This window comes from Streptomyces sp. NPDC037100 (assembly GCF_055606225.1).
The window spans coordinates 414,982-428,699 of record NZ_JBVJSX010000001.1 but is presented as its reverse complement, the minus strand read 5'-3'; the positions used below and the strand labels follow the sequence as shown (position 1 = coordinate 428,699).

The following is a 13,718-nucleotide window of genomic DNA, read 5'->3' as shown; positions in this document are numbered from 1 at the left end:
TCGGTCCTCCGTAGCTCAATTGGCAGAGCAGCCGGCTGTTAACCGGCAGGTTACTGGTTCGAGTCCAGTCGGGGGAGCAGGACGAAAAAGGACCCCTCTCAGGGGTCCTTTTTCATGTCCGTTCCGCTGTCCCGGGAACCGCGCGGCACCCGGCGCAGTCCTCAAGGTCACGTAGGCCATGCGAAGCCGCCCGCCGAAGCAGGAGATCGTATGAGCGGCTATGCTGCGGCAGACGGCGCGCACACATGTACGCGACACGCCGCTATGGGGCGGTAGCTCAGCCGGTTAGAGCAGCGGACTCATAATCCGTCGGCCGTGGGTTCGAGTCCCACCCGCCCCACCATTCAGGCTTGTGACCTGCGGAAACGTCTCACGGGGCTTGCGAATCCAGGGCTTTGGGCCTACGGACTGAATCCACTGCTCGTGAGTTCAAGGGCGTTGTCATCATGGTTGGTTGTCGCAGCTCTGACCTGCGCAGAGGCATCAGCCGGCTGCCGGGGCAAGCCGCCGTAGGGGCGTGGTGAGCGGGTGGACGCCCAGGTTGGGACGCTGATGGGACGCAGGTCAGCGGAAGTGGCTGCCTGGGGACCTTCGCCTACGCTGCTCTGGCCGTGGGCGGCGGGGTCGGTGCGGTGTGGTGGCGGGCCACCGGGATACTGGGGCGACTTCAGGATCACTGCATCGAGGTTGGAGCTTCGCTGACCTGAGCAGAGGGTTCGGGCCGTGTGGCTCGCGAGGGCGTCTGCGGAGCGAGTGCATGGCGAGCATGCGACGATTCGGGACGCCGGCAGGACGCTGGGGATGGGAAAGTCTGCGAGCCGGGCTGTCGCCGTTGCTCCGGCTTCCGCCGGGTCGTGCTGGCTGCGGCTCGCGGGATCGCGGTGGCAGACGTGTAGGAGTCTCTGTCTGAGGGACGGTGATCGGGCCGCGAGTACGAGGCTGTCGCGGTAACGGATGGCGTGAACCACAGGTGCTCCGCGCTGCGGGTGATACTTCCAGTACCGCTCGAAGCCGCCGTTGCTGATCACGGTGCGGAGCCTGAGACGGTCTCGGCCCCGGCCAGGCCCCAGCGGGCACCGGTGATGTCCGTCCGGTCCTTCGCCAGGTGTCGGCACGCCCCCGCGATCCAGGGTCGGGCGTCGGCGGGCCGGCTCCTTCTCAGCAGCGGCTGCGCAACTCCTGCGTGGCCCGGCGCATCTCGTCCGCCAACCGCGTCAGGACCGCGGGGAGCGGAGCGTCGTCACGAGCCGTCCACAGCCGCCGCGCGTCGGCAGCGGCCTCGAGGTCCTGGCAGAGTTCCGCCGCGCGGGTGGCTCCTACGGTCGCGCAACTGCCTTTGAGACGGTGCGCCCACAGGCGCGCCGCATTGAAGTCCCCGGTCTCCAGGGCCTCCCGCAGCCGGCTGAGGACCTCGGGGGTCGAGGCCGCGAACGCGTCCGCGATGTCCGCGATGTCGTCGGCGGGCAGGCCGTCGAGCTCCGCCGGTAGGTTCCAGGTGTTCGGAGCGGCGGATTCGGTGGGCGGTTCCGCCGCCGTCCAGACGGCGATGCGGGTGAGCACCTGCGTCCAGTCCACCGGTTTGGTGAGGTGGTCGTCCATGCCCGCCTCGATGCACCGGATCCGGTCGTCCGGCATGGCCGCCGCCGTCATGGCGATGATCGGGACGCGCTCGGATCCGGCCTGGCGCCGTCTGATCTCGGCCGTCGCGGCGAGGCCGTCGAGTCCCGGCAGCTGGCAGTCCATGAGGACGAGGTCGTACCGGTCGCGGAGCACGGCGCGAACCGCGCGGTGCCCGTCGTCGACCACGTCGACATGGTGGCCCGCTTTCTGCAGGACGAGCCGTGCGACCTGGGAACTGACGTCGTCGTCCTCGACGACGAGGACGCGGACCGGGCGTGCCGCGACGCCGGCATGGTCTTGTGCTCCGCCGTCGTACCGGTGGGGGAGCGGTGCCGGCGGCTCGGGGGCTCCCGCCGTGCCGAGCGCGTTCTGCGCCGCCGCCAGCAGACGGCGTCGGCTCAGTGGCAGGGTCACCGACTGGACGGTCCGGTCCTTGGCCGGGGAAGAGGCAGGCCATGCGGCACCGGAGCGTCCCGGAGCGATCAGCACGATGACGTTGGTCGCGTGGAGCTGGGGATCGGCGAGGACGGCGTCGGCGAGCGACCCGTTCTCGTCGTCATCCGGCCGGGCCGGAGGCGTACCGTTTCCGGCGAGTGACATGTGGAGATCGATGACGGCCAGGTCGAACGGCGACTGATCGGCTGCAGCGGCCCGTAGCGCGGCCGTGGCCGCGGCGGCGTCCGCCGTCTCCTCCACCACCAGACCGGCTCCGGACAGAATGCGGCGCGCCAGCTCCCGGTTCTCCTCGTCCGCGTCGGCGATGAGAACGAGGCGACCGTTCAGTTCCTCATGGGCGGGGGCGGTCCCGGCGAGAACGTCCATGGGCAGGGTCACCCAGAAACGGCTGCCGACGCCCTTCACGCTGTCCAGCCCGATCCTGCCGCCCATGAGCTCGACCAGCTGCCGGCTGATGGCTAGCCCCAGTCCGCTGCCGCCGGTGCGGCGAGTGATGGGGGAGTCGAGCCGGCGGAAGGTCTCGAAGACCCGGTCCCGGTCCTCGGGGCCGACGCCGATGCCGGTGTCGCGGACGGTGAACCGCAAGGTCGCCCGGTCAACCGTGGATGGGCCACCTTGATCGCGGTCGGGTTCCAGGGTGACCTCCAGGTCGATCCCGCCCTGGACGGTGAACTTCATGGCGTTGCCGAGGATGTTGGTCAGCACCTGCCGGAGCCGGACGGGATCGCCGACCACGTGCTGAGGGAGGTCCTCGGCCAGGTGGAGCGTCAGCCACAGGCCCTGCCGGTAGGCGTGCGGGGCGAACAGGGCCACGACCTCGTCGCACAGCCGGGGCAGGTCGAAGGCCACCTTCTCGATCCTCAGGTGGCCCGCCTCGACCTTCGACAGATCGAGGAAGTCGTCCAGCAGGCGGAGCAGGTTCTGTGCGGATTCCTGCACGGTGCTCGCGTAGTGCCGCTGCTCGTCGTCCATGCGGGTGTCGAGAAGGAGGGTGTTCATGCCCAGTACGCCGTTGATCGGCGTGCGGATCTCGTGGCTGACCTTGGCCAGGAACTCGGACTTGGCGGCCGAGGCCCGCACCGCCTCGTCCCGCGCCGTGGCGAGCGCGTCCGCGTACCGCGCCAGGGTCCGCCTCGCCCGTCGACGGCTACGGCTGGTGTGGATCTGGAAGCCGAGCCCGGCCAGGATCAAGGCGGTGAGCAGGGCGGCTATGAACAGCACCCGGTCGCGCAGATGTGCCGCGGAGGCCAGTGCCTCGGCGGCGGGCACCTCGGCGGTGACCGTCCAGCCGATGCCCGGGATGGGCTCGGAGGCCGAGAGCACCGGCCCCTCGTCACCGCGCCAGTTGGTGAAGACCCTGCGGCCGGCCAGTGCCGCGTCCACCCGCGCGTCCTCCCGCAGGGAGGTGAGCGCGAACAGCCGGCCCGCCGGGTCCGCCACCAGAACCCCGGCCCGGTCCGTGATCAGCAACCGGATCCCTTGCGCCTCGGCGGCCTCCGAAGCGTACGCCTGGATCGCGTCCAGGCTGTAGACGGCGGTCAGGATGCCCAGCAGTTCATGGCCGTCCTCGCCCGGGATCGGCGCCGCGACGGCCACGGCACGGGAGACGCCCTGCATGGTGGGGGTGTAGGCCTGCGACACGTACGGCTGCATGTCGTTGCGCACCGCGCTGTACCAGTCGGTTCCGCTGACGTCCTGGAACAGCTTGAGCGAGGGCTGGGCGTCGATCAGCCGGCCGTCGGGCGCGGCCATGATCACTCCGCTGATCCCGGGACGCATCCGGGCCAGTTCCGCCAGCGCGTCGGGCAGACCGGACGCGGCCGTCCGGTTGCCCGAGGTGACCAAGGAGCGTATGTCGGGCCGCTGGGCGTAGGCGCTGACGAGCTGCTTCAGCGTGCCCATCTGCTGCTCCACGACCACCCGGCTCACCGCGGCGGTCGTCTCCACCCGGTCCCGGACCTCGCTGCGGACAGCCTGATCGGACAGCGACACACTCGTCGAGGTCAGCAGCCCGAGCGGCAGCAGGCCGAGCAGGGCCCACAGCGCGGCCACCGCGAACAACCATCCCCGGTCGCTGTCACCGCGGCGCGGGGACCACCAAAAACGCCGTCCGGTCCTGGAGAGTCGCCCTCCCAGTGCGCCCACCTCCAGGTGAACAGACGAGTCATCGAGATCCGCCGCAGTCAGTACAGAGTGTTTGCCGAAGGAAAAATAGTAGGTCGAGCGGTTGAAAGAGACATATGTGGTGAGCACAATGCACAAAATGCCGAGGGGACACCACGTTGATTGGGAATCTATGGGGTCGTCTGGACGGTCGCCGAAACGAGGAGCGTGGCGATGGCGTCGAAGGAGATAACCCTTCTGATTGTGGACGACGACCCTGTCGTCACCACCGCCCTACGGGCGCAGGTCAACCGGATCTCCGGGTTCCGGGTCGTGGCCGTCGCCCACACCGGACGCGAGGCGCTGGCCGCCACGCGCCGGTTCGCACCGCGCCTGGTGCTCCTTGATCTGCATCTGCCCGACATACCCGGCCTGGACGTGGCCCACCAGCTTCGGCGTCCCGACTACCCGCCGACGGACGTCATCGTGATCTCGGGCAGGAGGGAGTCCGCCGCCGTACAGGCGGCGATGCAGCGCGGCGCCCTCTACTACCTGATCAAGCCCGCCCGGACAGGCACCGTGGAGCAGACCCTCCTCAGATACGCGGCGGCGTCGGCCCATCTGTCGGCCGGCGGCGCGATGGTGGAGCAGCGCGCGATCGACCGCGTCTTCCGTTCCCTGCACCTCGACGCGGTGGTCCGTCCCACCGGCATCTCGCCCGCCACCGAGCAGGTGGTGCTCGACGCGCTGGCCGCCGCGGGACGGGACCTGTCGGCGCACGAGACCGCCGAGGCGGTCGGTATCAGCAGGGCCACCGCCAGGCGGTATCTCGAGTACCTCGCCGACCGGGGGGACGTCGTGGCGAACCTGCGCTACGGGTCTGCCGGGCGGCCGCAGCACCGCTACCGCTTCTGCGATTCATGACCTCCCGCCGCTCGATACTGGCCGCGCTGACCTGTCTGGTGCTCGGCGCCTGCGGCCTGCCAGGGCCGGACTCCGGGGCACGGTTCCCCGAGGGCTCGACCATGGCGCGCATCGAGGACCGGGGCGTGTTCACCGTCGGCATCAAGTTCGACCACCCGCTCTTCGGGTTCAAAGATCCCTCGACCGGGCGGATCACCGGATTCGACGCGGAGATCGCCCGCATGGTGGCCAAGGACCTCACCGGCAGCGAGGGCAACATCCGGTTCATCGAGACCATGCCGCGCAACCGCGAGGACTTCCTCCGCCGTGGTGTCGTGGACATCGTGGTGGCGACGTACTCGATCAGCAAAGAGCGCCGCAAGCTGGTGGACTTCACCGACCCGTACTACTACTCCAGGCAGGACGTGCTGGTTCGCAGCGGTGAACGGGGCATCCGTGACCTCGCCGACCTCGCCGGCCGGGAGGTGTGCACGGCAGCGGGCTCCACGTCCGCGCAGCGGTTGCGGGGCGAGGTCTCGCGCGCCCGACTGGTGATCGTCGACACCTACAGTGAGTGCATGTCGGCGCTGGTCGACGGGCGGATCGACGCGATCAGCACGGACGAGTCCATCCTGCTGGGCCTGATGAGCCAGTATCCGGACACGGTCCGACTCGTCGGCAGGCCGTTCGGCAGGGAGCCGTACGGCATCGGTGTGCGCCGGGGCGATACCCGCTTCCGCGACCATCTCAACGGGCTGATCCGGCAGTACGTGAGCGACGGCCGCTGGGACGAGGCGTTCCGGGACACCATCGGCGAGATGCGCGTGTCCGCGAAGACGGCCAAGCCGTCCCTGTCCCCCTCCTCACCCCCCACTTCCTCACCGTCCCGCTGAGAGCCTGTGTCATATCCCCGGCCGGGCGCGCGACGCCTGGCACGCACGCTCGCCGCGTTGCCGAAAAGCCCTAGTAGCTCCGCTACGAGGACTTTCCGGCGCCTTGCGATCGCACGCACCAGACGCCGCGCGCTGATCCGACCGGGGATATGACACAGGCTCTGAGCACAAAGCGCACAAGCCCTTCGCGGCAGTGCGCTCCTCCTACGGTGACGCCATCGCCGCCGAGAACGGCACTGCGGCCGGCGAATCCGAGGAAGGGAGGGACGTGTTCCCATGACCGAGGTTATGTCCGCGACGCCTCAGCGGGCGGTGCCGGGCACCCACCTGGTGGTGCTCGACAAGGTCAACAAGCACTACGGGCAACTGCATGTGCTGAAGGACATCGACCTGGCCGTGAGCCGCGGTGAGGTCGTCGTGCTGATCGGTCCCTCCGGGTCCGGCAAGTCCACGCTCTGCCGCACCATCAACCGGCTGGAGACGATCGACTCCGGCACCATCACCGTCGACGGAACGCTGTTGCCCTCCGAAGGCAGGCAGCTGGCACGACTGCGCGCCGAAGTCGGCATGGTCTTCCAGAGCTTCAACCTCTTCGCCCACAAGACCGTCCTGGACAACGTCACCCTCGCCCCGGTCAAGGTGCTGAAGCAGAACCGGAGGGCCGCCGAGCAGCGCGCCCACGAACTCCTCGACCGGGTCGGTATCGGGGCCCAGGCCCACAAGTACCCGGCCCAGCTGTCCGGAGGACAGCAGCAGCGGGTGGCCATCGCCCGGGCCCTGGCCATGGACCCGAAGGTGATCCTCTTCGACGAGCCGACCTCCGCCCTCGACCCCGAGATGGTCAACGAGGTACTGGACGTGATGACGGCCCTCGCCCGGGACGGCATGACGATGGTCGTGGTGACGCACGAGATGGGCTTCGCCCGCCGGGCCGCCGATCGCGTCGTGTTCATGGCCGACGGCCAGATCGTCGAGGAGAACACCCCCCACGAGTTCTTCGATCACCCGCGCAGCGAACGCGCCCAGTCGTTCCTCGCCAAGATCCTCACCCACTGACACCTGGACCCGCCGGCCGTCCGAGGGCCGGGCGCACCAGCACCTCCAGACCCTATTCCCCTCTGCCATTGAAGGATTCAGCATGTCCAAGAGACTGATCAGCGTCGCTCTCACCTCCGTGACCGTCGTACTGAGCGTCGGCGCCTGCGGAAACGGCGGCGACGACACCGGCTCGTCCGTCGTCGACCGGGCCGCGAAGGACAAGAAGCTCGTCATCGGCGTGAAGGCCGATCAGCCCGGGCTCGGCCTGCGGACCCCGGACGGCACCTTCACCGGCTTCGACGTCGACGTCGCCAAGTACGTCGCCAAGGAGCTCGGAGTCGACGGGAAGGACATCACCTTCAAGGAGGCCGTGTCGGCCAACAGGGAGGCGTTCCTCCAGCAGGGCCAGGTCGACATGGTCGTCGCCACCTACTCCATCAACGACGCCCGCAAGCAGAAGGTCTCCTTCGCCGGGCCCTACCTGGTCGCCGGCCAGGACCTGCTGGTCCGCAAGGACAGCAAGGACATCACGGGTCCGGAGTCGCTCAACGGCAAGAAGCTGTGCTCGGTCGCGGGCTCGACCTCCGCGCAACTGATCAAGGACAAGTACGCCAAGGACGTCCAGCTCCAGGAGGAACGCACCTACTCCGCATGCGTGGACCGGGTGCTCAGCGGCCAGTTGGACGCGGTGACCACCGACAACTCCATCCTCTACGGCTACGCGGCCCAGCACCCCGGCAAGTTGAGGGTCGTCGACTCGCCCTTCAGCGAGGAGAAGTACGGCATCGGGCTGAAGAAGGACGACAAGGAGGGCCGGGAGGCCGTCAACGACGCGCTGGCCAAGATGGTCGCCGACGGCTCCTGGAACGCCGCGCTCAAGGCCAACCTCTCCGCCTCCGGATTCCCCGTCCCGAGCCTCGAGCGGTACTGACGACGACGCCGAACGGCGGCCGCCGGGCAGTACGTTCACCCGCAGTGCCCGGCCCCGCCCCGATTGAAGGTACTGATGGACGCACTGTTCACCGAGCGAGCAACGATCCTCGCCGCGTTCTGGATGACCCTGCGGCTCACCGCCGTCAGCGCGCTCGGCTCACTCGTGCTGGGCACCGTACTGACGGGGATGCGCGTCTCGCCCCTCCCGGTGCTGCGCACCGCCTCCCAGGTCTACGTGACGGTGGCCCGCAACACCCCGCTCACCCTGGTCCTGCTGTTCACCAGCCTGGGCGTGGGCGCCAATCTCGGTGTGGAGTTCTCCGCACAGATCAGCGTCAACAACTACTGGCTCGCCGTCCTCGGCCTGACCGCGTACACGTCGGCGTTCGTGTGCGAGGCCCTGCGGTCCGGCATCAACACCGTCCCCGTCGGGCAGGCGGAGGCGGCCCGGGCGGTGGGGCTCGGGTTCGGTCAGACCCTGGGCTCCGTCGTTCTGCCCCAGGCGTTCCGGGCGGTGATCCCGCCGCTCGGAAGCATTCTGATCGCGCTGACCAAGAACACCACTGTCGCCCTCGTGGCAGGGGTGGCGGAAGCCTCCGTCCGGATGCGGGAGATGATCGAAATCTACGGCGACCAAGTGATCCAGGTCTTCCTCGGCTTCGCGGCGGGCTTCGTGGTGCTGTGTCTGCCGACCGGCCTGCTGTTCGGCTGGCTCTCGCGTCGCCTGGCGGTGGCCCGATGAGCGGCTACTCGAACCTGTACGAGGTCCCCGGCCGCCGGGGAACCATCCGCAACCGGATGCTGGCGGCGGTGATCACCGTCGTCTTCGGCTGGCTCGGATACGTGGTGTACGCGCGGTTCGACGAACGTGACCAGTGGGCGGCGGAGAAATGGCAGCCCCTGCTGCGCGCCGACGTCTGGACGACGTTCATCCTGCCGGGCCTGGAAGGCACGCTCAAGGCCGCAGGGCTGGGGATCGTGCTCGCGGGCGCCTTCGGGCTCGTCTTCGCGACAGCGCGGATGTCCGAACACGCCTGGATCCGTGTGCCCGCCGCAGCGGTCGTCGAGTTCTTCCGGGCCGTTCCCCTCCTGCTGCTCATCTTCTGCGCGTTCTTCGGCTCCTTCGCGATCACCGGAACGACCGTCTCCCCGTTCGCCGCCGTGGTCCTCGGCCTCACCCTCTACAACGGCTCGGTCATCGCGGAGACGCTCCGGGCGGGAGTGAACAGCCTTCCCAAGGGACAGGCGGAGGCCGCACGGGCGCTCGGCATGAGCAAGGGCCAGACGATGGTGCTCGTCCTGATGCCCCAGGCGATCGTGGCCATGATGCCGGCCATCGTCAGCCAGTTCGTCGTCCTGCTGAAGGACTCCGCCCTGGGATTCATCGTCGGCTACGACGAACTCGTCGACCGTGGCCTGAACGGCATCGCCGCCAACTTCTCCAACGTGATCCCGGCCGCCCTGCTCGTCGCGGCGATATTCATCGCGATCAACACGGCGCTCGACACGTTGGCGCACTGGCTGCAGCGCCGGGTCAGCAAGGGCAGAAAGGTGACGCGCGAGCCCGGCAAGGGCACGGCCGCACCGCCGTCCCCCGCTGCCGTGGACAGCCCGCTCGCCAAACAGCTCTGACACCGGCGCGGGCGCGGAACCCCGGCCCCGGGGCCCACCGCAGTCCACCGGACCACGGGGACGGGGGTCCCGACTCAGCCACCGCGCCGCAGGCATGTCCCGAAGCCGGCCTGTCCCGAAGCCGGCGGCAGGACCAGCGGTGTTCCGCCCAGATCAGGAGTACGAAGCTTCATGGACGAGCAGTTCCGCTACGAACACGACCTCCTCGGCGACCTTCCGGTGCCCCGCTACGCCTACTTCGGCGTCCACACCCTCCGGGCGGTGAACAACTTCCCCATCACCGGTATCCGTATCTCCACCCACGGCGACCTGGTCAACGGGCTGGCGGCCGTCAAGCAGGCCGCGGCGCTGGCCAACCGCGACCTGGGGCTCCTGGACGCCGACAAGGCCGAGGCCATCGTCGCCGCCTGCGAGGAGATCCGCTCCGGCAAGCTTCACGACCAGTTCGTCGTGGACGTCATCCAGGGTGGCGCGGGCACCTCCACCAACATGAACGCGAACGAGGTCATAGCCAACAGGGCCCTGGAAATTCTCGGTCACCACCGCGGCGACTACCACCACCTGCACCCCCTCGACGACGTGAACGCCGGGCAGAGCACCAACGACGCGTACCCGACGGCGGTCAAGGTGGCCCTGCAGGCAGGTACTCACCGTCTCCAACAGGCCATGGCCACCCTGCGGCAAGCCTTCCGGGCCAAGGCCGACGAGTTCGCCGACGTCGTCAAGACCGGCCGCACACAACTCCAGGACGCGGTACCCATGACCCTCGGCCAGGAGTTCGGCGCGTACGCGGTGATGCTGGCCGAGGACGAACAGCGCCTGGCCGAGGCGACCGCCCTCATCCGGGAGATCAACCTCGGAGGTACGGCCATCGGTACCGGCCTCAACTCCCACCCCCGCTACGCGGCACTGGCCTGCGCACACCTCAGCACCATCACCGGTGTGCCCCTGTCCACCGCCGCCGACCTGGTGGAGGCCACCCAGGACGCCGGAGCGTTCGTCCAGCTCTCCGGGGTGCTCAAGCGCATCGCCGTCAAGCTCTCCAAGACCTGCAACGACCTGCGCCTGCTGTCCTCCGGGCCTCGCGCAGGCCTCGGCGAGATCAACCTCCCCGCCGTACAGGCCGGCTCCAGCATCATGCCCGGCAAGGTCAACCCGGTGATCCCCGAGGTCGTCAACCAGATCGCCTTCAAGGCCATCGGCAACGACATCACCATCACCATGGCCGCCGAAGCGGGCCAGCTCCAGCTCAACGCCTTCGAACCGGTCATCGCCCACTGCCTGTTCGAAAGCCTGGGTCAGCTGGAGGCCGGATGCCTGACGCTGGCCGACCGCTGCGTGAACGGCATCACCGCCAACCGCGAGCACCTGAGCGCGGTCGTGCACAACACCATCGGGATCGTCACCGCCCTCACCCCCGTCATCGGCTACGCGCAGGCCAGTGCCGCCGCACAGGAGGCACTGGACAGAAGCCTGCCCGTGGCCGACGTGGTCCTGGCACGGGAACTGCTTACCGCCGATGAACTCCGGCGCGCTCTGCGCCCCGAGACGCTCGCCAGAAGCAATGACCGGGAGGCGTACGCACGCGCGTCGGACTGACCTGCCGCCCTCCACGGGGCCCGCCGTTCGGCCTGCGTCGCTCACCTTGGGAACGCGGCTGTTTCAAGGGTGCTGCCTGACGGCGGTGGCGGATGTAGGGGGCGAGGCGGTCGCCGTCGGCCAGGGCCTCCTCCGGTGCGGGGCCGCCCGTCAGGAGTACCCGGTGCATCGTTTGTCCTTCGGGTCGCCCTGGGGGCAGGGGCAGGGGTGGTGCCGGCCGGGAGTGGGCTCACGGCGTCCGGTGTGTCGCGAGCCCCCGATGATCTGGGGGCAGGGCTCAGGAGACGCTCTGGGGTTCCTTGCGGTCTGTCGCCGAAGCATGAGCCGGAGCCTTCTTGAGGCTGGTTCCTTCGACATCGAGGTCGGGCAGGCCCCTGTCCAGCCAGGCCGGTAGCCACCAGGCGCCCCGGCCGGCGAGAGCGAGTACTGCCGGTACGAGCGTCATGCGGACGGCGAAGGCATCGATGACCACGCCCACGGCGAGGGCGAACGCGATGGGTTTGATCAGGGAGTCGTCGAGAGGGAAGAACCCGGCGAAGACGGTGAACATGATCAGGGCGGCGGCGGTGACGACCCGCACGCTGTGGCGTGCGCCGTCGACGACCGATTGGCGTGCTCGGCCCGTGTGAGCCCATTCCTCGCGCATACCGGACATGAGGAACACCTCGTAGTCCATGGCCAGTCCGAACAGCACACCGATCAGAATGATCGGCAGGAAGCTGACGACGGGGCCGCTGTGGGGCACCCCGAGGATGTCGGCCAGCCAGCCCCACTGGAAGACGGCGACGACCAGACCGAGCGAGGCGCCGACCGAGAGCAGGAAGCCGACGGCGGCCTTGACGGGGATGACCAGCGACCGGAAGACGATCATCAGCAGGAGCAGGCTGAGGCCGACGACGATGGCGACGAAGGGCAGCAGGGAGTCGCTGAGCCGGTTGGAGACGTCGATGTTGACGGCGGTGGTGCCGGTGACCGCGACGGAGGCGCCGGTCCTGTCACGGATGTCGGGCGCGGCCTTGCGGATGTCACGGACGAGTTGGTCGGTGCGGACGCTGTCCGGACCGGAGGCGGGCAGGACGGTGATGACGCTCTGTGCCGGGTCGCTGGTGGGCTGGGGCGGGAGGACGGCCTTGACGTTCTGGAGGGTCTGGAGCTTCTGGGCCACCCGCAGGCCGGCCTGTGCGTTCGCGCCAGCCGTGCCGTTCTTGGTCTCGGCCAGGACGAGGAGCGGGCCGTTGAAGCCGGAACCGAACTTGTCGCTGATCGTGTCGTAGGCCTTGCGCTCGGTGGAGGAGTGCGGGGCGGAGCCGTTGTCGGGAAGGGACAGGCGCATGTCCATGGCGGGCAAGGCGAGAGTCGCCAGGATGCCCGCCGCCGCGAGCACCGTCAGCAGCGGCTTGGCGATGACCCACTTGGTCCAGCGGGTGCCCATGGTGGTGTGGCCGGTGGACCCCTCGGTGTCGGCGGCCCGCCGGGCGGCGCGGCTGTTGGGCTGGGGAGTGAGCCGGGAGCCGGCGAATCCCGCGACTGCGGGGACGAGGGTGATCGCCGCCAGTACGGCGATGAGTACGGCTCCGGCGGCCCCGAGACCCATGATCGTCAGGAACGGGATGCCGATGATGCTCAGCGCGGCGAGCGCGATGATCACGGTGGTGCCGGCGAAGACCACGGCGCTTCCGGCCGTGCCGGTGGCCAGCGCGATGGATTCCTTCGGGTCGGTCCCGCGGGCCAGTTGCTGTCGGTGGCGCGACAGGATGAACAGCACGTAGTCGATGCCGACGGCCAGGCCCAGCATGAGGGCGAGTGTGACGGCGGTCGAGGAGATGCTGACCGCGGGCGCCAGGGCGAGCAGCCCGGCCAGTCCGACTGCCACACCGATGAGCGCGGGCACCAGTGCCATGCCCGCGGCCAGCAGTGAGCCGAACGTCACGACGAGGACCAGCAGGGCCACGGCCACGCCGATGATCTCCGACGGGCCGACGTGGACGCCCTTGCTGCTGTAGACGGAGCCGCCCACCGAGGTCTTCAGCCCGTCCTTCTCCGCCGCTTCGGCCGTCTTCTCGATCGCGTCCACGGACGAGGTGCGGACCTGAGCGTTCTGGACGGGGTACTGGACCTGGACGATCGCCGTGGTCCGGTCGGCCGAGACGGCGCCGGAGTCTTGGGGGTCGACGACCGCGCTGACCTGGGGAGCCTTCTTGGCCTCCGCCACGGTCCGGGCGATGGCCGCGGCGTAGGGGGCTTCGGTGACCTGGTGGTCCCTGGGGGCCGTGAAGACGATCTGCGCGTTGGCACCCGAGGCTTCCGGGAGGGTCTTGCTCAGGCTGTCCAGCGCACGCTGCGACTCGGTGCCGGGCACCGAGAAGCGGTCGTCGAGCTTGCCGCTGAAGACGCTGACGCAGGTGATGAGCGCGGCCAGGACGAAGAGCCACAGTCCCAGGACGAGCTTTCGGTGCCGGTAGGCGCTGTGACCCAGCCGGTGGAGCAGGACGGCCATGGCGAACTCCCTGGACGGTGGGGATCCCCGCACCCGGGCAGCGG

At 69.1% G+C, this 13,718-nt stretch carries 9 protein-coding genes and 2 tRNA genes; 9 read left to right on the top strand and 2 right to left on the bottom strand.

Going from position 1 to position 13,718, the window contains the following annotated elements; translation table 11 throughout:
- The first annotated feature begins 4 nt into the window (after positions 1 to 4).
- Together ACZ7EG_RS01980 and ACZ7EG_RS01975 are read left to right on the top strand one after the other, a co-directional pair.
- Positions 5 to 77 (top strand) — tRNA-Asn (locus ACZ7EG_RS01980).
- A 189-nt stretch (positions 78 to 266) separates the two neighbouring features.
- Positions 267 to 343 (top strand) — tRNA-Ile (locus ACZ7EG_RS01975).
- 815 nt (positions 344 to 1,158) lie between these two features.
- On the opposite strand, the gene ACZ7EG_RS01970 is transcribed toward ACZ7EG_RS01975, so the two are convergent.
- Entirely contained in the window at positions 1,159 to 4,128 is a 2,970-nt protein-coding gene (locus ACZ7EG_RS01970; RefSeq protein WP_471070825.1) for a hybrid sensor histidine kinase/response regulator, read from the bottom strand.
- A 315-nt stretch (positions 4,129 to 4,443) separates the two neighbouring features.
- Between ACZ7EG_RS01970 and ACZ7EG_RS01965 the strand changes: the two genes are divergently transcribed.
- The 7 genes from ACZ7EG_RS01965 (at position 4,444) to ACZ7EG_RS01935 (ending at position 11,177) form a co-directional block, all read left to right on the top strand.
- The gene (locus tag ACZ7EG_RS01965) at positions 4,444 to 5,103 is read left to right on the top strand and encodes a response regulator (RefSeq protein WP_471070822.1); all 660 of its coding nucleotides are present in this window, start codon (positions 4,444 to 4,446) and stop codon (positions 5,101 to 5,103) included.
- Positions 5,100 to 5,975 (top strand): glutamate ABC transporter substrate-binding protein, encoded by an 876-nt coding sequence (locus ACZ7EG_RS01960; protein WP_471070819.1) that lies wholly within the window; start codon positions 5,100 to 5,102, stop codon positions 5,973 to 5,975. Before ACZ7EG_RS01965 ends, ACZ7EG_RS01960 begins: the two co-directional genes overlap by 4 nt.
- A 276-nt stretch (positions 5,976 to 6,251) precedes the next feature.
- The gene (locus ACZ7EG_RS01955) at positions 6,252 to 7,031 is read left to right on the top strand and encodes an amino acid ABC transporter ATP-binding protein (protein WP_471070815.1); all 780 of its coding nucleotides are present in this window, start codon (positions 6,252 to 6,254) and stop codon (positions 7,029 to 7,031) included.
- Positions 7,032 to 7,113: 82 nt separating this feature from the next.
- Complete coding sequence (locus ACZ7EG_RS01950; RefSeq protein ID WP_471070812.1) at positions 7,114 to 7,944, top strand: glutamate ABC transporter substrate-binding protein; 831 nt, start codon at positions 7,114 to 7,116, stop codon at positions 7,942 to 7,944.
- A 75-nt stretch (positions 7,945 to 8,019) separates the two neighbouring features.
- A complete protein-coding gene (locus ACZ7EG_RS01945) occupies positions 8,020 to 8,688 on the top strand; it encodes an amino acid ABC transporter permease (RefSeq protein WP_471070809.1) in 669 nt (222 codons plus the stop codon).
- Positions 8,685 to 9,578 carry an amino acid ABC transporter permease gene (locus ACZ7EG_RS01940; RefSeq protein ID WP_471070806.1) on the top strand — a complete coding sequence of 298 codons (894 nt, stop codon included), beginning with the start codon at positions 8,685 to 8,687 and terminating at the stop codon, positions 9,576 to 9,578. Before ACZ7EG_RS01945 ends, ACZ7EG_RS01940 begins: the two co-directional genes overlap by 4 nt.
- A gap of 171 nt (positions 9,579 to 9,749) precedes the next feature.
- Entirely contained in the window at positions 9,750 to 11,177 is a 1,428-nt protein-coding gene (locus tag ACZ7EG_RS01935; RefSeq protein ID WP_471070803.1) for an aspartate ammonia-lyase, read from the top strand.
- A 277-nt stretch (positions 11,178 to 11,454) separates the two neighbouring features.
- Here ACZ7EG_RS01935 and ACZ7EG_RS01930 read toward each other — a convergent pair whose 3' ends face one another.
- Positions 11,455 to 13,674, bottom strand: a complete 2,220-nt coding sequence (locus ACZ7EG_RS01930) for an MMPL family transporter (RefSeq protein ID WP_471070800.1) — start codon at positions 13,672 to 13,674, stop codon at positions 11,455 to 11,457.
- Between the last annotated feature and the right edge of the window lie 44 nt (positions 13,675 to 13,718).

What these genes read in the sequence shown, in the direction of transcription:
- ACZ7EG_RS01940 (WP_471070806.1), top strand. Translation starts at nt 8,685, where the DNA reads ATGAGCGGCTACTCGAACCTGTACGAGGTCCCCGGCCGCCGGGGAACC.
- ACZ7EG_RS01955 (WP_471070815.1), top strand. Translation starts at nt 6,252, where the DNA reads ATGACCGAGGTTATGTCCGCGACGCCTCAGCGGGCGGTGCCGGGCACC.
- ACZ7EG_RS01945 (WP_471070809.1), top strand. Translation starts at nt 8,020, where the DNA reads ATGGACGCACTGTTCACCGAGCGAGCAACGATCCTCGCCGCGTTCTGG.
- ACZ7EG_RS01930 (WP_471070800.1), bottom strand. Translation starts at nt 13,674, where the DNA reads ATGGCCGTCCTGCTCCACCGGCTGGGTCACAGCGCCTACCGGCACCGA.
- ACZ7EG_RS01935 (WP_471070803.1), top strand. Translation starts at nt 9,750, where the DNA reads ATGGACGAGCAGTTCCGCTACGAACACGACCTCCTCGGCGACCTTCCG.
- ACZ7EG_RS01960 (WP_471070819.1), top strand. Translation starts at nt 5,100, where the DNA reads ATGACCTCCCGCCGCTCGATACTGGCCGCGCTGACCTGTCTGGTGCTC.
- ACZ7EG_RS01950 (WP_471070812.1), top strand. Translation starts at nt 7,114, where the DNA reads ATGTCCAAGAGACTGATCAGCGTCGCTCTCACCTCCGTGACCGTCGTA.